At 58.4% G+C, this 19,397-nt stretch carries 19 protein-coding genes and 1 tRNA gene; 19 read left to right on the plus strand and 1 reads right to left on the minus strand.

Annotation, left to right across the window (positions count from 1 at the left end; translation table 11 throughout):
• Positions 1-268: 268 nt before the first annotated feature.
• The 13 genes from alaC to rlmB all read left to right on the plus strand — a co-directional run bounded on the left by alaC (position 269) and on the right by rlmB (position 12,753).
• A complete protein-coding gene (gene alaC / locus Q7U39_12295) occupies positions 269-1,465 on the plus strand; it encodes an alanine transaminase (GenBank protein MDO9118733.1) in 1,197 nt (398 codons plus the stop codon).
• Entirely contained in the window at positions 1,462-2,775 is a 1,314-nt protein-coding gene (locus Q7U39_12300) for a homoserine dehydrogenase (protein ID MDO9118734.1), read from the plus strand. The genes alaC and Q7U39_12300 overlap by 4 nt, the downstream gene beginning before the upstream one ends.
• Positions 2,768-3,841 (plus strand): threonine synthase, encoded by a 1,074-nt coding sequence (thrC, locus tag Q7U39_12305; protein MDO9118735.1) that lies wholly within the window; start codon positions 2,768-2,770, stop codon positions 3,839-3,841. Before Q7U39_12300 ends, thrC begins: the two co-directional genes overlap by 8 nt.
• Positions 3,842-3,854: 13 nt before the next feature.
• A complete protein-coding gene (apgM, locus tag Q7U39_12310) occupies positions 3,855-5,066 on the plus strand; it encodes a 2,3-bisphosphoglycerate-independent phosphoglycerate mutase (GenBank protein MDO9118736.1) in 1,212 nt (403 codons plus the stop codon).
• A gap of 4 nt (positions 5,067-5,070) precedes the next feature.
• A complete protein-coding gene (locus Q7U39_12315) occupies positions 5,071-6,312 on the plus strand; it encodes an aspartate kinase (GenBank protein MDO9118737.1) in 1,242 nt (413 codons plus the stop codon).
• A 60-nt stretch (positions 6,313-6,372) separates the two neighbouring features.
• Entirely contained in the window at positions 6,373-8,022 is a 1,650-nt protein-coding gene (cimA, locus tag Q7U39_12320; protein ID MDO9118738.1) for a citramalate synthase, read from the plus strand.
• A gap of 145 nt (positions 8,023-8,167) precedes the next feature.
• Positions 8,168-8,443 (plus strand): integration host factor subunit alpha, encoded by a 276-nt coding sequence (locus tag Q7U39_12325; protein MDO9118739.1) that lies wholly within the window; start codon positions 8,168-8,170, stop codon positions 8,441-8,443.
• Between the two features lie 43 nt (positions 8,444-8,486).
• Positions 8,487-8,837 carry a MerR family transcriptional regulator gene (locus tag Q7U39_12330; GenBank protein MDO9118740.1) on the plus strand — a complete coding sequence of 117 codons (351 nt, stop codon included), beginning with the start codon at positions 8,487-8,489 and terminating at the stop codon, positions 8,835-8,837.
• Positions 8,838-8,913: 76 nt separating this feature from the next.
• A tRNA-Pro gene (locus Q7U39_12335) sits at positions 8,914-8,990 on the plus strand.
• A 119-nt stretch (positions 8,991-9,109) separates the two neighbouring features.
• On the plus strand, positions 9,110-9,913 hold the full coding sequence (gene surE / locus Q7U39_12340; protein ID MDO9118741.1) for a 5'/3'-nucleotidase SurE: 804 nt from the start codon (positions 9,110-9,112) through the stop codon (positions 9,911-9,913).
• A gap of 3 nt (positions 9,914-9,916) precedes the next feature.
• Complete coding sequence (locus Q7U39_12345) at positions 9,917-10,555, plus strand: DedA family protein (protein ID MDO9118742.1); 639 nt, start codon at positions 9,917-9,919, stop codon at positions 10,553-10,555.
• 10 nt (positions 10,556-10,565) lie between these two features.
• Positions 10,566-11,999, plus strand: a complete 1,434-nt coding sequence (gene cysS / locus Q7U39_12350) for a cysteine--tRNA ligase (GenBank protein ID MDO9118743.1) — start codon at positions 10,566-10,568, stop codon at positions 11,997-11,999.
• Positions 11,974-12,753 carry a 23S rRNA (guanosine(2251)-2'-O)-methyltransferase RlmB gene (gene rlmB, locus Q7U39_12355; protein ID MDO9118744.1) on the plus strand — a complete coding sequence of 260 codons (780 nt, stop codon included), beginning with the start codon at positions 11,974-11,976 and terminating at the stop codon, positions 12,751-12,753. The genes cysS and rlmB overlap by 26 nt, the downstream gene beginning before the upstream one ends.
• On the opposite strand, the gene Q7U39_12360 is transcribed toward rlmB, so the two are convergent.
• Positions 12,750-13,028 (minus strand): LuxR C-terminal-related transcriptional regulator, encoded by a 279-nt coding sequence (locus tag Q7U39_12360; GenBank protein MDO9118745.1) that lies wholly within the window; start codon positions 13,026-13,028, stop codon positions 12,750-12,752. The two genes, rlmB and Q7U39_12360, sit on opposite strands and share 4 nt — an antisense overlap.
• 221 nt (positions 13,029-13,249) lie before the next feature.
• On the opposite strand from Q7U39_12360, the gene Q7U39_12365 reads away from it, so the two are divergent.
• The 6 genes from Q7U39_12365 to Q7U39_12390 all read left to right on the plus strand — a co-directional run bounded on the left by Q7U39_12365 (position 13,250) and on the right by Q7U39_12390 (position 19,287).
• Positions 13,250-14,020: a prepilin peptidase gene (locus tag Q7U39_12365; GenBank protein ID MDO9118746.1), complete on the plus strand. Its 771-nt coding sequence runs from the start codon at positions 13,250-13,252 to the stop codon at positions 14,018-14,020.
• 279 nt (positions 14,021-14,299) lie between these two features.
• Complete coding sequence (locus tag Q7U39_12370; protein MDO9118747.1) at positions 14,300-14,734, plus strand: GspH/FimT family pseudopilin; 435 nt, start codon at positions 14,300-14,302, stop codon at positions 14,732-14,734.
• Positions 14,731-15,210 (plus strand): prepilin-type N-terminal cleavage/methylation domain-containing protein, encoded by a 480-nt coding sequence (locus Q7U39_12375; protein ID MDO9118748.1) that lies wholly within the window; start codon positions 14,731-14,733, stop codon positions 15,208-15,210. The genes Q7U39_12370 and Q7U39_12375 overlap by 4 nt, the downstream gene beginning before the upstream one ends.
• A complete protein-coding gene (locus Q7U39_12380; GenBank protein MDO9118749.1) occupies positions 15,207-15,947 on the plus strand; it encodes a hypothetical protein in 741 nt (246 codons plus the stop codon). The genes Q7U39_12375 and Q7U39_12380 overlap by 4 nt, the downstream gene beginning before the upstream one ends.
• A gap of 27 nt (positions 15,948-15,974) precedes the next feature.
• Complete coding sequence (locus tag Q7U39_12385; GenBank protein MDO9118750.1) at positions 15,975-17,447, plus strand: hypothetical protein; 1,473 nt, start codon at positions 15,975-15,977, stop codon at positions 17,445-17,447.
• 28 nt (positions 17,448-17,475) lie between these two features.
• The gene (locus Q7U39_12390; protein ID MDO9118751.1) at positions 17,476-19,287 is read left to right on the plus strand and encodes a GspE/PulE family protein; all 1,812 of its coding nucleotides are present in this window, start codon (positions 17,476-17,478) and stop codon (positions 19,285-19,287) included.
• Positions 19,288-19,397 lie beyond the last annotated feature (110 nt).

Here is a 19,397-nt window from a genome sequence, read left to right on the forward strand (position 1 = left end):
CCAACAGGAACGGAATGAGTGACGGGGGAAACGTGACGCATTAATAGCAGAAGGCGAGGGATGGAGCAAGGTTGGCCGGCGTGGATCGCTGGAATGGGGAAATTGTGAGGCTTAATTGTTTGCTGAAACCGAACCCCACAGAATCACAAGGCAAATTGACTCGACAGGAGCCCTCCATTAGAATAGGCCCTTCTTCCAGCCTGTTCATTCCTCTGATCACTGAGGAGCAGCTGGAAGGAGACCAGAATTTAAGAGGTAGAGGACCGTCATGGGTTTGGGCGATGGGTTTTATCGGTTACAGCGACTTCCACCATATGTGTTTGCTCAGGTGCAGAGCCTCAAGTTAGAAGCTCGACAACGCGGAGAGGATGTCATCGATTTCGGGATGGGCAATCCCGACCAGCCGACTCCGCCTCACATCGTCGACAAGCTGATTGAAGCCGCCCGCAAAGGCAAGAACCACCGCTACTCGGCGTCGCGTGGCATCACCAAGCTGCGTCATGCGATTTGCGGATGGTACAAGCGGAATTACAATGTCGAGCTGGATCCCGAAACGGAAGCCATTGTCACGATCGGATCCAAGGAGGGCCTGGCCCATCTTGCGCTGGCGATGATCGGTCCCGGCGATGTGGTCCTGACCCCGACGCCGACCTATCCTATCCATATGTATAGCTTCATCATTGCCGGGGGCGAGGTGCGCGGGATCGAACTGCGCCAGGACAGCGATTTTTTTGAGGACTTGCAACGGGTCTATCGGCAGACGATGCCGCGTCCGAAAATCCTGGTCATTAACTTCCCGCACAATCCCACGACCGCGGTGGTCGATATTTCATTCTTTAAGAAGATTGTCGCGTTTGCCAAAGAGCACAACGTGATCGTCATTCACGATCTCGCCTATGCCGATCTGGTGTTTGATGGCTATAAGGCACCGAGTTTTCTCCAGGTCCCCGGCGCGAAGGATATCGGCGTCGAGTTCTATACGCTGTCGAAGGCCTACAATATGCCCGGATGGCGGGTGGGATTTTGTGTCGGCAATCGAGAAGTGGTCGGAGCCTTGGCGAAGATCAAGAGCTATCTGGATTACGGTATTTTTCAACCGGTCCAGATTGCCAGTGTCATCGCGCTGAACGGGCCTCAGGACTGCGTCAAAGAGACGGTGTTGCGCTATCAGAAGCGGCGGGATGTGTTGGTGGGCGGCTTGAACCGGATCGGGTGGCAGGTGACCAAACCCCTGGCGACGATGTTTGTGTGGGCGCAGATTCCGCAGGCCTATCGGCATATGGGGTCGTTGGAGTTCTCGAAGTTGTTGTTGCGCGAGGCAAAGGTAGCGGTCTCTCCCGGCATCGGGTTCGGCGAGGGTGGCGATGAGTATGTGCGATTCGGGCTGGTCGAAAACGAACATCGAACCAGGCAGGCGGTTCGGGGGATTAAGAAGGTGTTGAAGCTCGAAGGTTCGGAGGAATGAAAACCCGCATCGGTGTCGGACTGATCGGATTCGGAACCGTCGGAACCGGCGTCGCGAAAGTCTTGTTCGAGAACGCGGCCTTGATTCGTCGGCGGGTCGGCGTTCCGGTCGAGCTCCTGCGGATCGCCGATCTCGACATCACCCGTGATCGCGGAGTGGCGGTGCCGCCCGGCGTGTTGACGACGGATGTGAAGCAGGTCCTTGCCGATCCGGCAATCGATATCGTGATCGAGCTGGTCGGCGGCTACGATTTTGCCAAGCGTGTGATGCTCGACGCCATTGCCGCCGGCAAACATGTCGTCACGGCCAATAAAGCGCTTCTGGCGTTGCACGGAGAGGAAATCTTTGCCGCGGCGGAGTCCCGTCATGTGGACCTTGGCTTCGAAGCCAGCGTGGGCGGCGGAATCCCGGTCATTCGGGCGTTGACGGAAGGGCTGGCGGCGAATCGTATCGAATCGATCTACGGCATTATCAACGGGACGTCGAATTATATTCTCTCCCGGATGACGCGCGACGGGCACAGTTTCGACGCTGTTCTCAAAGATGCTCAGCAAGCCGGGTATGCGGAAGCAGATCCCACGTTCGATGTGGCCGGGATTGACTCGGCCCACAAGCTCGCCATTCTGGCGAATCTGGCTTTTGGAACGCCGATCAATTTCAAAGAGATCTACACCGAGGGGATTACCAATATCACGGAGCAGGACATCGCGTATGCGAGGGAGTTCGGATATACGATCAAGCTCTTGGGGATCGCCAAGCTCCATGACGGGGCCGTTGAAGCGCGGGTGCATCCGACCATGGTGCCGTCTGATTCTCCGATCGCCAAAGTCGAGGGCGTCTATAACGCGATCCATCTCGTCGGTGATGCCGTGGGCGACGTGATCCTGCATGGTCGGGGCGCAGGCTCCATGCCGACCGGTAGTGCGGTGGTGAGCGACGTCATTGCGATCGGGCGCAATCTGTTGAAGGGCGCTGCCGGGCGGGTTCCGCCGGCCTCGTTTCAGCAGGATCAGCGGCGGCCGATCCGTATCAAGCCCATGGAAGAAATCAGCTCACTCTACTATCTCCGATTTATGGTACTGGATCGACCGGGTGTGTTGGCGCAGATTGCCGGAGAGCTTGGCCGTTGCGAGATCAGCATCTCGTCGATGCTCCAGCAGGGCCGTCGCGAAGGGCAGACGGTTCCGGTGGTCATCAAGACGCATATGGCGAAGGAGCGGGATGTGCAGAAGGCGATTCGTGAAATCAATCGCCAGGCCTTTATTTCTGAGCCGGCCACGCTGATCCGCGTGGAAGGGAAGGATGAGTAGTCGGATGGCTCGTTGGCGCGGCATTATTGAGGAGTATCGAAAGTTTCTTCCGGTGACGGGGGCGACGCCGATCATCAGTTTGGGGGAAGGCAATACGCCGCTCATTCGCGCGGAACGTTTGGCGAAGGCGATTGCCCCGGGTGTCGACCTCTACTTGAAATTCGAGGGGGCCAATCCCACCGGCTCATTCAAAGACCGCGGGATGACGATGGCGATCTCGAAGGCGGTGGAGCAGGGCGCGCGCGCGGTCATGTGCGCATCGACCGGCAATACCTCCGCCTCCGCCGCGGCCTACGGGGCCCGCGCCGGGCTGGCTGTCTATGTGTTGATCCCTGCGGGCAAGATCGCGCTCGGGAAACTGTCGCAAGCCATGATGCATCAGGCGACGGTTATCCAAATCGAAGGCAATTTCGATCAGGCGCTGACGATCGTCAAAGATCTCTCGGTCGCGCACCATATTGAGCTGGTCAATTCCATCAATCCCTTTCGAATCGAAGGCCAGAAGACGGCCGCCTTTGAAGTCTGCGATCAATTGGGGGACGCGCCGCACCTTCATGTGTTGCCGGTCGGGAATGCCGGGAACATTACGGCCTATTGGAAAGGCTATTGTGAGTATCGGGCCGCGAATCAGACGACCAAGTTGCCGCGCATGATGGGCTTTCAGGCGGCGGGAGCCGCCCCGATGGTCTTGGGTCGGGTGGTGGAAGAACCGCAAACGATTGCCACAGCCATTCGTATCGGGAATCCGGCAAGCTGGGCCGCGGCGTCGACCGCGGTGGAGGAATCATCCGGCGCGATCGACCTGGTCACCGATGAAGAAATTCTTCAAGCCTATACGCTGGTGGCGGCCACGGAGGGTGTGTTTTGCGAGCCGGCTTCTGCCGCGTCCGTCGCAGGGGTGACGAAGCTGGGCCGAGCCGGGAAATTGCGGGAAGGGGAGACGGTGGTGTGTACGCTGACCGGACACGGATTGAAAGATGCCGATACGGCGATCAGCGTGTCGAAACCGCCGTTGACTGTCAAGGCGACATCCTCGGATGTTGCCCGGTTATTAAACGCGCGATGAGGGTCTGATCTCAATGAAGTATCTGATTCTCCATGCTGGCGGGTTAGCGGGTCATGCGCAGGATGCTCTGGGGGGACGCACGCCGCTCCAGGCGGCTGCCACGCCTCATCTTGATCGATTGGCACGGATCGGCGAACTCGGGTTGGTCACGATTCCTGCGGAGGGGCATCGCCATGGCAGCGGGCTCAATGGGACGGCGATTCTCGGGTACGACCCCAAGAAATACTATCAAGGTCCCGGTCCGCTTGAGGCTGCCAGTCTCGGCGTATCTGTGACGGAGCAGGATGTGGTCTATCGTTGTACGATGGTCACGGTGAAGCCGGAAGGCGGAAAAGTCGGCGCCGACATCAAGAAGTTAAGCGCGCATGTCGTACTCGATGATGCGACGGCCGGCCTCATCGAAACGGAGGAGGCGCGTGAATTGATCGAGGCGATCAATGAGCAGCTCGGCTCTGAATCGATGCAGTTTTACCCCGGGACGGGCCATCGTCACGTCATGGTGTGGATGAAGGGCAAGCCACGGGCCGTGTGTGTGGATCCGCAGTCAGTGAGAGGCCGTCTGATCGGGGATGCGCTCCCGACGGGGGACGGCGCCGATATTCTGAGAGAATTGATGGAAACGTCGCATGTCATTCTGCGCGATCATCCCATCAATAAAGAGCGGCTGGCTTCAGGGAAGAATCCGGCCAATTGTATCTGGCTATGGGGAGAGGGGCGGGCGATTCCATGGCCTAGCTTGACGGAACGATTTCACGTCACCGGCGCGGTTGTGGCCTCCAGCGACGTCCACCGTGGGGTTGGATTGTGCGCCGGGTTGGACGCGTCGGATTCTCCAGGGCTCGGGGATGAACACTTTAAAGCGATGACGGCAACGGTCCTTGATGAGTTCGGCAAGAAAGACTTTGTCTACGTCCATGCCTCCTTGTCCGATGAAGTGGTGCATGGCAGCGATGTGAATGCGACGGTGCAGGCCATTGAAGAGTTTGACCGGGACCTCGTCGGGCCGATCCTGGACGGGCTCGCAAAGAAAGGCTCGTATCGGTTTCTCGCGCTGTGTGACCATGGCGAGGGGGTGCAGGGACAGGCGTTTGCGGTGTTTGGGGAGGGCCCCGGCAAGGAGGGGGCGGCAGGCGGTCGTCGATTTACCGAGACGGATGCGCAAGCCTCCAAGGCGCCGGTCCGTGATGCCAGTAAGTTTGTGATCAAGCTGTTTGCCAAAGGGTGAGTCGGTGGCGTTGATTGTTCAGAAATACGGCGGGACCTCGGTCGGCACGATCGAACGGATCCATCGGGTCGCAGAGCGGGTCGCGCAGTCGCATCGTGCCGGAGACCAGGTGGTCGTCGTGTTGTCTGCGATGAGCGGCGAGACGGATCGATTGATCAAGCTTGCGCACGAGGCGGCCGCTACGCCCGATGACCGTGAGATGGACATGCTGTTGTCCACGGGGGAGCGCGTGACCGTGGCGCTCTTGGCGATGGATCTTCGTGGCCGCGGATTGAATGCCCGGTCCTACACCGGACGGCAAGTCGGCATTGTCACCGACAGCGCCCACACCAAGGCCCGGATTGCGCGGGTCTCCGCCGACCGGCTTCGCGAGGCGTTGGCAAAAGGCATCATTCCCGTGGTGGCGGGGTTCCAGGGAATCAACGAGCAGTCGGATGTTACGACCCTAGGACGCGGCGGATCTGATCTGTCTGCGGTGGCGTTGGCTGCGGCGTTGAAAGCGGATCGGTGCATCATCTTTACCGATGTGGACGGGGTCTACACCTCGGATCCCAATGTGGTGCCTGCGGCGCGGCGGATCGATAAGATTTCATATGAAGAAATGCTGGAAATGGCCAGCCTCGGCGCGAAGGTGCTGCAGGCCAGATCGGTGGAGTTCGCCGCGAAGTTCAATGTCCCGGTTGAGGTGAACTCGAGCTTTAAAGAAGGAAAGGGGACTCTCGTGACACGTGAAGATGCGGACATGGAAGCGGTGGCGGTGGCGGGAGTCACGGGAGACCGGAACCAGGCAAAAATCACGATGGTCGGTGTGCCCGACAAGCCCGGCATCGCGGCAAAAATTTTCGGGCCCGTCGCCCAGGCCAACATCAACGTCGACATGATCATTCAGAATGTCAGCCAGGATGCGTTGACGGACTTGTCGTTCACCGTTCCTCGGGCGGATTTGCGCACCGCCACTCCGCTGCTCCAAGGCGTGGCCAAAGATGTCGGGGCCAGAAGTGTGGCGATTACCGAAGCGATTGCCAAGGTCTCGCTCATCGGCGTGGGCATGCGCTCGCATTCAGGTGTCGCGGCGAAGATGTTCGAGGTGTTATCCCGTGAAGGGGTCAACATCATGATGATCAGCACGTCGGAGATCAAAATCTCCTGCGTCATCGACGAGAAGTATTTGGAATTGGCCATGCGTTCACTGCATACGGCATTTGGCCTTGATCGGGTTCCACCAGGAGACCGGCCGAACAAGTAACGCGGATTTGGCTGACTCCCGCTCGACAGATCCTTCTCACTCCTGTTAGTCTTTCAGACGATGGCTCGAAAATCCTCACAGACTCGTCCTGCTCGTCCCGCTCCGCCGGAGGAGCCTGTCGTCATTCCTGTTCTCACTCTCGATCGAGCCGCTGCTCTGGAAATTTACGATACGACGCTTCGCGACGGCGCACAGGCTGAGGATGTCAGTTTTTCAGCGGAAGACAAAATCCGCGTAGCTCAAAAACTGGACGAGCTCGGCGTGCACTATATTGAAGGCGGCTGGCCGGGAGCCAATCCGAAAGACATCGAATTCTTCCGGATCATGAAGACGACCCCGCTCAAGCATGCCTCGGTCATTGCCTTTGGATCGACGCGCAAAGCCAGCAACTCTGTCCGTAAAGACCAGAATCTGCAGGCGCTCCTTGCGGCTGAAACCAAGACCATCACGCTGTTCGGGAAAACCTGGTCGCTGCATGTGACCGATGCGTTAGGGATCTCGCTGGCGAAAAATCTCGAATTGATCGGCGACTCCATCGCGCACCTCAAAAGCAAGGGCCGGAGGGTGTTTTACGATGCCGAGCATTTCTTCGACGGGTACAAGACGAATCCGGAGTATGCGCTGAATACGATCCGGAAGGCGGTGGCGGCCGGGGCTGAACGCGTCATTCTCTGCGATACGAACGGCGGAGCGATGCCGTGGGAGATCCGGACGATCTGCGAGGTCGTTCGCCAGGAAATCAAGGTACCGTTGGGTATCCACGCCCACAATGATTGTGAAATGGCGGTGGCGAACTCGCTGGTGGCGATCGAGACCGGCATTGTTCAAGTGCAGGGGACGATCAATGGGATCGGTGAGCGGTGTGGGAATGCCAACCTCTGTTCAATCATTCCCAATCTGGAATTGAAGATGCGGCGTCCGGCGCTCGGCGATCGGCTCAGTCATTTGAAAGATGTGTCGGGATTCGTCACGGAAATCGCGAACTTGATGCCCAATAAGCATCAGCCCTATGTGGGCGATTCTGCGTTTGCTCATAAGGGCGGCGTCCATATCCATGCGGTGCTGAAGAATGCGTTAACGTATGAGCACGTTGATCCGAAGAGGGTCGGGAATCGCCAGCGCGTGCTGGTGTCGGACTACGCGGGGCGCAGCGGGCTGTTAGACAAGATCGAGGCCTACGGCATCAAGCTGTCGAAAGACCACGCGAAGGTGCAAGAGCTGATCGATACGCTCAAAGAGCGGGAAAATGAGGGCTACCAGTTTGAAGGCGCTGAGGGCTCGTTTGAGTTGTTGATGCGCAAGGCGATGGGGACTCATAAACCGGCGTTCCAGCTGCTGGGATTCCGCGTGATTGTTGAGAAAAAGCAAGAGGACGGCGCTCCCCTTTCAGAGGCGACCGTGATGGTCAAGGTTGGCGGAGTGGTCGAGCATACCGCAGCGGTCGGTGCCGGGCCGGTGAATGCGCTGGATCATGCGCTGCGTAAGTCGTTGGAAAAGTTCTACCCACAATTGCAAGAAGTGAAGCTCCTCGACTACAAGGTTCGAGTGCTCGCGGCCAATAAAGGTACCGAGTCGAAGGTGCGGGTACTGATCGAATCCGGCGACCACAAAGATAAATGGGGAACGGTCGGGGTCTCCGAGAACATTATAGAGGCGACTTGGCAAGCCTTGGCCGACAGCATAGAGTACAAGCTTCTTTCGAAGCGTTAACGAGCTCCTCCCGCCTGTCCGGCAATGTTTATTCTTGACAGAACTCGTAACCTCACGTAACTTAAGCAGAACTTTCCGTCTTTAGAGTGCAACTTCATCGGAGGTTGTGTGATGGGAATGCGCAGCGGTTACGGAGGGGGGTGGCATGAGAAAGGCTGATATCGCGAACGAGATATTCAAGCAGGTAGGAATTTCGAAAAATGAGGCGGCCGATATCGTTGAACTTGTGCTCAATCTCCTCAAGTCGGTGCTGCAAAAAGGTGAGTCCGTCAAAATTGCGGGCTTCGGCAATTTCGTCGTTCGCAGCAAAGGTTCTCGCAAGGGGCGCAATCCTCGTACAGGAGAAGAAATTGGGATTACCCCGCGTCGAGTCGTCACATTCCGCCCAAGCCAAGTCTTTAAGAAGTACGTCAATTCGTAGCTATCGCGAGACCCACATCGCGACCACCGCATGAGGGCCGGTCATGGGGATTGAACCCAGGCTGGGGAGCAAAGTTTTCTATAAAATCGGGGAGGTCAGTCAACTGACGAAGCTCCCTGCTTATGTGCTACGTTTTTGGGAGTCTGAGTTTAAGTTCCTGAGCCCGAAGAAAAGTCGGGGAAATCAGCGGCTGTATATTCGTCGGGACATTGAGACCGTCCTTGAAATTAAGCGGATGTTGTATGACGAAGGTCATACGCTGGAGGGAGTGAAGCGGTATTGGGCCAGGCGCGGGCGGGCGGCTTCTCGAAAGCTCACCCCTCAAGAGTTGGCCAAGAAGCTGCGCGGGGATCTCCAGGCCATTGTGAAAATCATCGACGCGCATTCACGATAAGTCTTCCGTAACATCCCCATTGCCTTTCCGGGGTTGCACAAGCGACAATAGAGATCGAATCATACAGAGAAGATGTCGGGGCGTAGCGCAGCCCGGTAGCGTACTCGCTTGGGGTGCGAGTGGTCGTGGGTTCAAATCCCGCCGCCCCGACCAATCTTTTCGAAGCCCCTTAGCGGCTGAGCATGAGGCAGCGATAGCGGCGCGGCCTTTCGGTCGGCTGCAGGGATGGAAAACAAGCTGCTTCGGGCAGCTTTTTTTATGACTGGAATCACATGCGAATCTTAGTCACAAATGACGATGGGATCGACTCGCCAGGCCTGACGGCATTGGCCGAAGCGCTTAAGGCGATCGGCGAGGTGTGGGTGGTGGCGCCGGATCGAGAGCGGACCGCTGTGGCTCATGCCGTGACCTTGCATAAGCCTCTTCGGCTCCATCGCCTGGCTCCACGCACATTTTCCGTCAACGGCACGCCGGTGGACTGTGTGAATTTGGCGTTGCTCAAGGTGATGCCGAAGCCTCCTGCCATTGTGGTGTCCGGAATCAACAAGGGCGTCAATCTCGGCGATGATGTGCTCTACTCAGGCACCGTCTCTGCGGCGATGGAAGGGACGATTCTCGGCATTCCATCGATTGCCGTCTCGCAGGAGGGTCGAGAGACGTTTCGATTTCCTGTCGCCGCGGACTATGCCGCGCGTATTGTGCGGCAGGTATTGGCGCAGGGGTTGCCGGACGAGACGTTGTTGAATGTGAATGTGCCGAATCGTGCGTTGCGGGCCATCAAGGGAGTTCGGGTCACCTGCCTGAGTCGGCGGCGCTTTCATAACCCCATCATCGAAAAGCTCGATCCGCATGGCAGAAAGTATTATTGGATTGCCGGGACGCGGGTATCCTGGAGCCGGAGCAAAAACGCCGATCATGAAGCGCTCGAACAGGGACGGGTGTCGGTGACCCCGATCCATCTGGACTGCACCAACTACGCCGTCCTCGATCATTTTCGCGCCTGGGAACCGATGATCCAAGGTAAGTCGGTGCGCCCCAAGCCGCATCCGCAGTCAGCCTCCCGGCGGAAGGGGTGATCGATGATTGGAAGTCTCATTGAAGCGATCATCGGCGAGCTGAGCCGCTTCGTCATCGCCTGCATTTCCCGATTCGGCTATGCCGGAATTCTGTTTACTATGGCCGTGGAGAGCGCCTGCATCCCGTTGCCCAGCGAGATTATCATGCCGTTTTCCGGCTATCTGGTGCTGTCCGGGCAGTTCACGATGCTCGGGGTCACATTGGCCGGGGCAGTAGGAAACGTCGTCGGGTCTATTGCAGCCTACTACGCGGGGGTTTGGGGTGGCCGCCCGTTCGTGGAGCGTTATGGCCCGTACTTTCTCGTGTCGCATCGAGATCTCGACATTGCCGATCGCTGGTTCCTGAAATACGGGGAAGCCGCAGTTTTTTTCAGCCGGATGCTGCCGGTGGTGCGCACATTTATTTCATTGCCGGCCGGCATCGCCCGGATGAACTTCCCTCGTTTTGTGCTGTTCACGTTTCTCGGTGCGTTGCCCTGGTGCTACCTCCTTGCGTATATCGGGTTCAAGATGGGCGAGCACTGGGAAGATCTGCGGCAATATTTTCATGGGTTTGATATCGTGATTGGCTTGGCGCTCGCCGCGATCATGGGGTTCTTTGTCTGGTCGCACTGGCCGAAGCAGCGCTCCACTCTTCCCTAGGGTCACGCTCATGCTCAAAATCTACAACACGCTCACGGGAAAGAAAGAAACGTTTGAACCGCTCGTACCGAGCACTGTTCGCATGTACGTGTGCGGGGTAACGGTCTATGACTATTGCCACATCGGGCATGCGCGTAGTGCTCTGGTGTTTGATGTGGTTCGGCGGTATCTCGAATATTCCGGCTTTCGCGTCGAGTTTGTCAAAAACTTCACCGATGTCGATGACAAGATCATCAAACGCGCCAATGAACAGCATGTCAGTTGCGACGCGATTACTGCGACATACATTCAGGCCTATCACGATGATATGGCCCGATTGGGGGTGCGCCCCGCGTCGATCGAGCCGAAAGCCACCGAGCATATGGCTGACATCGTCCGGTTGACCGAAACCCTGATCGCAAAGGGTTTGGCGTATCAAGTGGACGGAGATGTCTACTTCGAAGTTGCCAAGTACGGAGATTACGGGCGACTCTCCAAGCGGAAGATGGACGATCTTCAAGCCGGGGCACGGGTGGGTGTGGACGAGCGAAAACGGCACCCGATGGATTTCGCTCTCTGGAAGAGCGCCAAGCCTGGCGAGCCGGCCTGGCCGAGCCCCTGGGGCCAGGGACGGCCGGGGTGGCACATCGAATGTTCCGCCATGTCCATTCGGCACCTGGGCGAGACGTTCGATATTCATGGCGGCGGGATGGATCTTATTTTCCCGCATCATGAGAATGAGATTGCCCAGTCTTGCGGTGCGACCGGGAAAGAATTTGCCCGCTACTGGATGCACAACGGGTTTGTGCAGATCAATCAAGAGAAGATGTCCAAGTCGCTGGGGAACTTTTTCACGATCAGAGAGATCTTTGAAAAGTCTGAGTGGCCGGAAGCGGAGACCGGAGAGCTGTTGCGGTATTTTCTTCTGGCGACGCAATACCGAGGGCCATTGGATTTCTCCGATCAAGCTTTGAAAGAAGCGAAGAATGCGGCGAATGGGTTCTATGATCTCTTTGCACGATTGGCCGAGACGGGCGGGAATGCGGCAGGAGATGCAGGACTGAATCCGGCGATTGAACGATGCAGGGCCGCCTTTCAGTCGGCTATGGACGATGATATCAATACACCTGTGGCTCTTGCGGCGTTGCAAGGGCTGCGGAGCGATCTGAATAAACTGCTTGCCGAGGGGTTGTCGACGGAGGCGCGCCGCGCGGCCAGAGAGGCTTTCCGGTCGCTGGGCCGGGTGTTGGCATTGTTCCAGTTGGATCATTGGGTATTCAACGTCGAAACCGGGGGATCTGTGTCCCTCGCCAGTGAGGTCGAGATTGAGAGACAAATTGCCGAACGAACGGAAGCCAAGAAGCGGAAGGACTTCAAACGCGCCGACGCCATTCGAGCGGAACTGGCAGCCCAAGGCATCGTCATCGAGGACAAGCCCGATGGCACCAGCCGATGGAAGCGATGACAGCCAGGAGATTCTCTACGGTCTCCATGCGGTCCGGGAAGCGCTGAAGGCCGGCAGCAGGCCGTTGCAGCGGCTGCACGTGATTCGGACTGATAAGCAGTTCGCGGAACTGGTGCAGCTGGCCAGGGCGTTGCATGTGCCGGTTCATATCCAGCCGCTCGCGTCTCTCGATCGGCTGGCTCCCGGCGGCCGACACCAGGGTATCGTGGCTTTTGCCGCGGCGAAGGCCTATCAGACGGAAGATTCCATTCTTGCCGGCGCCGCCAAACGGAACGAGCCGCCGTTACTCGTGATTCTCGATGGCGTGGAAGATCCACATAATCTTGGCGCGGTACTTCGCACGGCCGAAGGGGCCGGGGTGCATGGGGTGTTTATTCCTGAGCGGCGGGCGGCCGGGCTGACGTCGGTGGTGGCGAAAGTATCGGCCGGGGCGATCGACCATATCCCCGTTGCCCGCGTGACGAATACCAGCCGGCTGCTGGAGTCGTTGAAAGCGGCAGGGGTGTGGATCTACGGATTGGATCCGGCGGCGACGAAGCTGTTCACCGACGTGGATTTCCGAGGCCCTGTCGGGTTGGTTTTCGGGGGAGAAGGCGCGGGGATTCGTCCCGGCGTTTTACAGCATTGCGATGAGCGGATTCGCATCCCGATGAAGGGGCATGTGCAGTCGCTGAATGTCTCGGCTTCTGCGGCAGTGACGCTCTTCGAGGCGGTGCGGCAGCGCGCCGTGCCCGCACCACCCCGCACACGTTAGCGGATCTTCAGCACGCCGCCTTGAATGGCGTTCTTCAGGAGTTGTGCGGTGTTGGACACCCGCATCTTCTTCATCATGTTCGCGCGGTGCGCTTCCACCGTTTTCACGCTGATCTTGAGCTTGGTGCCGATTTCCTTATTCTTAAATCCGGCCCAGATCAATTCTAAGATTTCCTGTTCGCGTGCGGTGAGCGACTCCGGCCGTTTCTTGCGGGGAGGGGGCTCGAGGTCAGCAAGGGATTTGCGTACCCGAGGCTTGGTCGGTGCTTTGGCCATAATCGTCGGTTCTCCTTTGAATCGCCGGGGCTTGAGGTATACTGGATTCGCGCGGCTGCGCCTCAGGCGCGCTGCGGGCAAAAGTATAGAGACGTTCTTAATAAGTGTAAATGCAGGCATAATGGCCCTAGTAGGGTTACTGAGTACGGAAACAAGAGTATTCGTAACCAGCTAGAGAGAAATTGGACTTCTTCACGGTTGCCATAGGGACAGGGCGCGGTATGTGGCAGTTGTATCTCATCGTGGGACTCTTGGGCGCACTTATTGGGAGTTTTCTCAATGTGTGCATTTACCGACTGCCTCGCCATGAATCCATTGTCTGGCCAGGATCCCATTGTCCTGCCTGCTCCAAGCCGATCGCCTGGTACGACAACGTACCGATGCTGGGCTATCTGATGCTAGCCGGTCGATGTCGCGCCTGTTCCGTCAGCATTCCACTCCACTATCCCGTCGTAGAAGCGTTGAATACTGTCGGGTATCTGGCCACGCTGTGGGTTTTTGGGCCTACGTTGGTGGCGGCGGTTTATGCCATTCTGTTTTCCGCCTTGCTTGTGGTGGCGGGCACGGACTTGTCCCATAAGATTATTCCCAATGCCGTCACCTTTCCCGGGATCGTGTTAGGGCTGGTGAGTGCCGCAACCATCTTGCCATTGGGATTGTTGAATGGCCTTGTGGGCCTCCTCGTTGGTGGCGGGATTTTGTGGCTGCTCGCCTGGGCCAGTCCCTATCTGTTCGGCAAAGAAGGGATGGGCGGCGGGGATATCAAATTACTGGCCATGATCGGGGCATTTCTGGGGTGGAAGCTGGCATTGATGACGATCATGATTGGATCCCTGGTCGGGTCGATCGTCGGCATTTCGCTTCTCGCGGCGCAGGTGATCAAGCGCGAGGAGTACATTCCATTTGGCCCCTTCCTGGTCCTGGGCGCAGTGAGCGCCCTCTTCTTTGGAGCCCCCCTTCTCGAGTGGTACCAGGGGTTGTTGGCGGGCTAATCTTATCCCCTAAATTCACGCTATTCGCTCTCCTCTGTATCTATTCCTTTCCCGATTGTATCCGCCTCGTTACACGGTCATGTGCTACGCGTGGCATGTTCCGATGCCGCGGTCTCGTGGCTATTCCCTCCATTTCCCGATGATTTCCCCGTGAGATTCAAAGGGATCGGTATCTCGCTCCTATCGGCTCATGTCGAGATGTTGCGCTGTACGCGACAGGTATGGCTCTTGATATGACGCCTGAGTATGAACCGATGCAGCGCAAACAGAACATCAGTGGTGAAGAATGAGAGCGGGTTCAGCCTCACGGAGGCGCTGACCTCGATGGCCATCGTCGGACTCGTATCGGCGTTGGCCATTCCCAATCTGATGATGCTGAACGCGCGCATGCAGGCCGATGTGTTTGCGCAGCAGGTCTCGTCTGAACTCCGTTGGGCCAGGCAATGGGCGATCTCGAAGCGAGACCGTGTCCGGCTGGTATTCGATCAAGACCGCCAGGCGATCGTTGCGCAGATCGGCAATGATCGCGTGCAGCATCACCAGTTGTCGTATCAGCACAAAGGGCTTGAGATTGATGAGCCGAGCGCGGGACCGGATGTCGTCTTTCATCCGAGCGGTCGTTCTGCGACCGCCACGACGATTCAATTCCGCAACGGCCAGGGGCATGCCCGCACCATCACCGTGAGTCTTACGGGACGAGTCTCAATTCGATGACGCGGCGTTACGACAGGGGCTTCAGTCTGGTAGAGGCGATGGTCGCCATGACTATTTCAACGATTGTCGTGATGGGGGGGATGGCGGCGATTGAGGTGTCTGCCAGGCTGGTTCAACAGGGGACTTTAAAGACCAGGGCATTGGCCCTGGCGCAGGGGCGCTTGGAAGCCAAGCGGTCCGTGCGGTGGGAGGCGCTTCTGCTGGATGATCTCGACCATGACGGCAGGACGGATGTGATGATGGCGGATGATGGTCAGGGGGGCGATGTCTTGGCCGGAGACGGCATCTACTCGGCTCAGTGGGAGCATGACGGGGTGACCCTGAAGTGGACGGTGGCAATGGACCGTCTCGGACCGCTCAGCACCGCCGGATGGGTGACGATTCGGGCGGCGGCATCCTATCAGGCGTTCGGTGGCGTGCGGGTGGTGGAGCTGGGAACCGTGCGGGCCAATCCGACATTCACAGGGGCTCGATGAGCGGACCGACTCGACATCACCGGTGGCTGACAATCCTGATCTCACCGTCCGGGGTGTGCTTGTCAGAACTGATGGTGGCGTTGGCGATCGGAACGTTGGTGTTGGCGGGAAGCCTGGAGGCGTTCAACATCGTGCAGGCTCAGGCCGTTCGACAGCAACGCATTATGGCCGCCCAGCAAGAGATGCGGGTGGGCTTGGAAGTGTTTGAGCAGGAAGTACGCATGGCTTCGTCGTCGACCATTGTCGTTGCCAGGTCTGATCGCTTTGAGTTTTCCGCCAACATCCATGGGTTGCGGACGGTGACCACCGCCTCTGTCGCGGCCGGTCAAACGGTCTTGCCGGTGCAGAACGGCAGTGGGTGGGACGCAGGGAAAACGGTGGTGCTTTGTGGGGTGAGCGGGTGCGAGTCCCACCGACTGGGGAGCCCAGGTCAGCGCAGCCAACTCCTGCTGAGTGGCCCGGTTGGGGGAACCTATCCGGCTGGTGCGTCGGTAGAGGTGCGCAATCGGGTCACGTACTACACCCGGGTTGATGACCGAGATCGCACGCAGCTGATGCGGCAGATTGATGGAGGCGCCGGGGTGTTGATCGGCGATCTGCAGTCCGTGCGTTTGTCGTATTGGGATGAGTGGGGGAAGGCTGGTGCAGGCATAGGCCGGATCCTTCGTGTCGCAGTGGAACTTCTGCCGGTTGCCGGTGATGCCAAAGTCGTTCGAGAAGTCACGGTGCGCTCCTAGCGCATCGGATGAAAGGAGTCAGGCGCCATGAAGACGGTTCAAACACGCTCATCACATGAACAGGGCATTGCGCTGTTAGGGGTCATCATTCTTGCCTTGGTGCTGGCGCTGGTGGGCGCGGCGCTGCTGGATCTGGCAGGGCAAGAGGCGTCGAGCGCCTCGGGAGCCACCGAGGTTGCTGTGGCCCAGGCCGTGGCTGATGCGGCGCAAGATCTGGTCATCGCCTGGTTTCATAGTCCGCACACCAGCCCGTCGGCCTTGGCGGCGCTCCTAACCAAGCGGCAGTCGTCCTCAGAGGGAAGTCCCTCATTTTTCGACCAGGCCGGCCGGTCTCAATTCATCGGAACGGCCGATCGTCCCGATGTGTGGCTCGATGCTTCACGGAGTGTGGATCACCATTTGTTGAACGATGCGGGGACGGGAATGTTTCGGCTCCTGCAGGATCTCGGTTCAGTGCAAGGGCTGAAGGTCTATGCCCCGAGCGGTCCCGGGTTGCTCTGTACCGTCGACGCAACAGTCGCGACGGTGAGTTCTTCCGTGAGACATGCGGTCTCGATGCAACTCCGTGCCCTGGAAATTCCGGCACTGCGAGCCGGGATCCAGGTTGGAGGCAATCTTGGTGTGCCTCAGGTCGCGCCGGAGTCGGGTGCGCTGGTGCATTGGGGAGACCTGACCGTCGGAGGCGATCTGATTGTGCAGCGGGTGGAAGATCTCCCTTCGCAGAGTGACAGCGCACCGGTGACCGGTGTGAGCTATCGCGACATGTCTCACCGCGAAGACCGATGGTTATCGATGTGGATAGGGGGACCGGTTCATCTCATGCAACTGTCACCGGGGCAAAGCAGTAGTGTCGTGCTTCCCCTCAATGTCCATGTCAATCGGCATCCGACTCCCGGGGTGCGGAGAGATCGCTGGGGGTACGAGCAGCTCAAGCAATTTGCCAAGCAACATGGCACCTACGTGGCAATCGATCGGGATGGCCTCCTGTATTTGAATGGGGCTGTAGAGCCAGGCCGTGGTGTGGCTCCAGACGACTACCTCCGCTCACGCAGCGTTGGCGATACCCGAGGACTCATCTTCATCGACACGTTGGATCAGAAGGCTCCGCGGACGGACAACCTTGGGGTGGTTCGGCTGAATATGGCGTACCTTGAAGCGGTCCTTGTCGTGCAAGGTCATGTCATGGTGGGTCCTGCCGGGTCGGGGCAGTCCCTGTCGGTACTGAGCCCCCCTGCCGGAGGAAGCGAGGCGGCCGGCAGCCGGACCGCCGTTCAACTCTCGAATATTCATCTGAACGGGGCGCTCTATGCCGTCGGGAATATCACGCTCGATCGCTCCATGCGGGTGTTCGGGGCCGTCGCGGCGGAAGGGACGATTGCGACGACTCACCCGGGGGCGACCATGGAGCTGTGGTACGACCACGAGATGGGGCGCGGACTGTTTCGCGGGATTCCGGTTGTTATGCGCGTGCCCGGGACCTGGATGGTCCGATATGAATGACACCGACTTGGCAGGGAGGAGGTGAAGAGTGCAGAGTCCAGGCGACAAGCTCCCCAACGCGAATCCGTCTAACAACGTAGAACGTCCGCTAGGCAAGAATCCGCCTGCTCGCATGGATCGGGAGCGCCGTCTCCTGTCGCTGCTGGTGACTCGCGGCGTGCTCAGTCAGGATGAGATGGAAGCCGTGCTTGAGGCGGTACGGGTGGAAGGGGTTGACTTGGAGTCGCTCCTCCTCGACACGTATCACGTTCCCAAGTCGGACTTTGGTGCCGTGCTCAGCGAGTATTATAGCTGTCCGTTTCTTGCGTACGATGAACGCGTCGTTCTAGAGGTGGCGCTCCTCAAGAATCTGCGCATTGAGTATCTCAGGAAAAGCGCATGGGTGCCGATCAAGCGGCAGGGAGCGGTGGTGGAGATTCTTCGGGCGGATCCGCAGGATCTCGATAAAGATCCTGACATCCGGCGAGCGTTCCCACGGCTGACGATTCGAGTCGTGGTTGGACTACGGCGCGATCTCGAAAAGTGGTTGCTTCTGGCCACCGAGCAGTCGGCTCGCGGGGCGATCGCCGACATTCTCGGCGAACTCGTGCAGGAGGTCTGGAACGAAGCCGATGGCACCGTGCAGCAGATTACGGAGCATGATTCCGCCATCGTACGACTGGCGAACCAATTGATCGCGGAGGCAGACCGGCTCGGGGCTTCGGATATTCACATCGAACCCTATTCGACCGGGCGTGACACCGCGGTGCGCTTCCGTGTTGACGGGACCTGCTTCCCCTACATGAAGATACCCTCCGGCTACCGGCGTGCGGTCGTGTCACGCATCAAGATCATGGCCAATCTGGATATCGCGGAGCGGCGCAAACCCCAGGATGGCAAGATTCGCTATCGCCTCGGAAAAGATCGAGAGCTTGAACTGCGCGTGGCGACGCTTCCTACGGCAGGAGAGAACGAAGATGTGACGCTGCGACTTTTAACGGCGAAAATCCCGATGCCGTTGGAGGCCATGGAATTTATGCCGGGTGTTTTGCAGGCCGTCAAGGAGTTGGTCGAACGTCCGCAGGGTATTCTCCTCTGTGTGGGTCCGACCGGGTCCGGGAAAACGACGACCCTGCATGCCCTATTGAAGCAGGTGAATACCGATGCTCGGAAGATCGTGACGGCAGAGGATCCGATCGAACTGACCCAGGAGGGGCTCCGTCAAGTGCAGGTGCACCCCAAGATCGGCTTTACCTTCGCTGCGGCTATGCGGGCGTTTCTGCGGGCCGATCCGGATATCATCATGATCGGGGAGATGCGCGATAAAGAAACCGCGGACATCGCGATTGAGGCATCACTCACGGGTCACTTGGTGATGAGTACGCTGCACACCAACAGTGCCGTCGAGACCGTGACGCGACTGTTGGATATGGGGTGCGATGCGTTCAACTTTTCCGATGCGATGCTAGGCGTGCTGGCGCAACGATTGTGCAAGCGCCTCTGTGTGCACTGCAAAGAGGCGTACTATCCGGATCGGCAGGAGTTTGACGACCTGGTTCAAGCCTATGGAGCGTGTGACTGGGACCGAGTCGGAGTCACGTATTCGCCAGGGCTGAGCTTCTATCGCGCGCGTGGATGTGAGCGCTGCAATCAGAGCGGATTCAAAGGCCGGATGGCGCTGCATGAGTTGCTGGTCGGTTCAGACGAGGTAAAGCGCTGTATTCAGTCTCGGGCCAGAACGGCAGAGATGGCGGGTGTCGCGAGGCGTGAGGGGATGGTGACACTGCTCCAACATGGGATTCAGAAAGTTTTCGAAGGCGTCACCACCTATCGACAAGTTCGTGCTGTGGCTGTGAAGTGAAGAATCGAGTCAGATTTTCTCGCGCCTGTAGGGCCAACCGTTAATGTCCCTCACCCCGGGTGGCTTTCCTTTTGAGGCTTGCCTGTGGTGTCTCTCCAGCCTTCAGCCAA

Origin of the sequence: Nitrospira sp., from assembly GCA_030653545.1 — a bacterium.
Classification (GTDB): Bacteria; Nitrospirota; Nitrospiria; order Nitrospirales; family Nitrospiraceae; genus Nitrospira_D.

Bases quoted from the DNA above. Each gene is read 5' to 3' on its own strand.
- alaC (MDO9118733.1), top strand. From the start codon at position 269: ATGGGTTTGGGCGATGGGTTTTATCGGTTACAGCGACTTCCACCATAT.
- Q7U39_12300 (MDO9118734.1), top strand. From the start codon at position 1,462: ATGAAAACCCGCATCGGTGTCGGACTGATCGGATTCGGAACCGTCGGA.
- thrC (MDO9118735.1), top strand. From the start codon at position 2,768: ATGAGTAGTCGGATGGCTCGTTGGCGCGGCATTATTGAGGAGTATCGA.
- apgM (MDO9118736.1), top strand. From the start codon at position 3,855: ATGAAGTATCTGATTCTCCATGCTGGCGGGTTAGCGGGTCATGCGCAG.
- cimA (MDO9118738.1), top strand. From the start codon at position 6,373: ATGGCTCGAAAATCCTCACAGACTCGTCCTGCTCGTCCCGCTCCGCCG.
- Q7U39_12325 (MDO9118739.1), top strand. From the start codon at position 8,168: ATGAGAAAGGCTGATATCGCGAACGAGATATTCAAGCAGGTAGGAATT.
- Q7U39_12330 (MDO9118740.1), top strand. From the start codon at position 8,487: ATGGGGATTGAACCCAGGCTGGGGAGCAAAGTTTTCTATAAAATCGGG.
- surE (MDO9118741.1), top strand. From the start codon at position 9,110: ATGCGAATCTTAGTCACAAATGACGATGGGATCGACTCGCCAGGCCTG.
- Q7U39_12345 (MDO9118742.1), top strand. From the start codon at position 9,917: ATGATTGGAAGTCTCATTGAAGCGATCATCGGCGAGCTGAGCCGCTTC.
- cysS (MDO9118743.1), top strand. From the start codon at position 10,566: ATGCTCAAAATCTACAACACGCTCACGGGAAAGAAAGAAACGTTTGAA.
- rlmB (MDO9118744.1), top strand. From the start codon at position 11,974: ATGGCACCAGCCGATGGAAGCGATGACAGCCAGGAGATTCTCTACGGT.
- Q7U39_12360 (MDO9118745.1), bottom strand. From the start codon at position 13,028: ATGGCCAAAGCACCGACCAAGCCTCGGGTACGCAAATCCCTTGCTGAC.
- Q7U39_12365 (MDO9118746.1), top strand. From the start codon at position 13,250: ATGTGGCAGTTGTATCTCATCGTGGGACTCTTGGGCGCACTTATTGGG.
- Q7U39_12375 (MDO9118748.1), top strand. From the start codon at position 14,731: ATGACGCGGCGTTACGACAGGGGCTTCAGTCTGGTAGAGGCGATGGTC.
- Q7U39_12380 (MDO9118749.1), top strand. From the start codon at position 15,207: ATGAGCGGACCGACTCGACATCACCGGTGGCTGACAATCCTGATCTCA.
- Q7U39_12385 (MDO9118750.1), top strand. From the start codon at position 15,975: ATGAAGACGGTTCAAACACGCTCATCACATGAACAGGGCATTGCGCTG.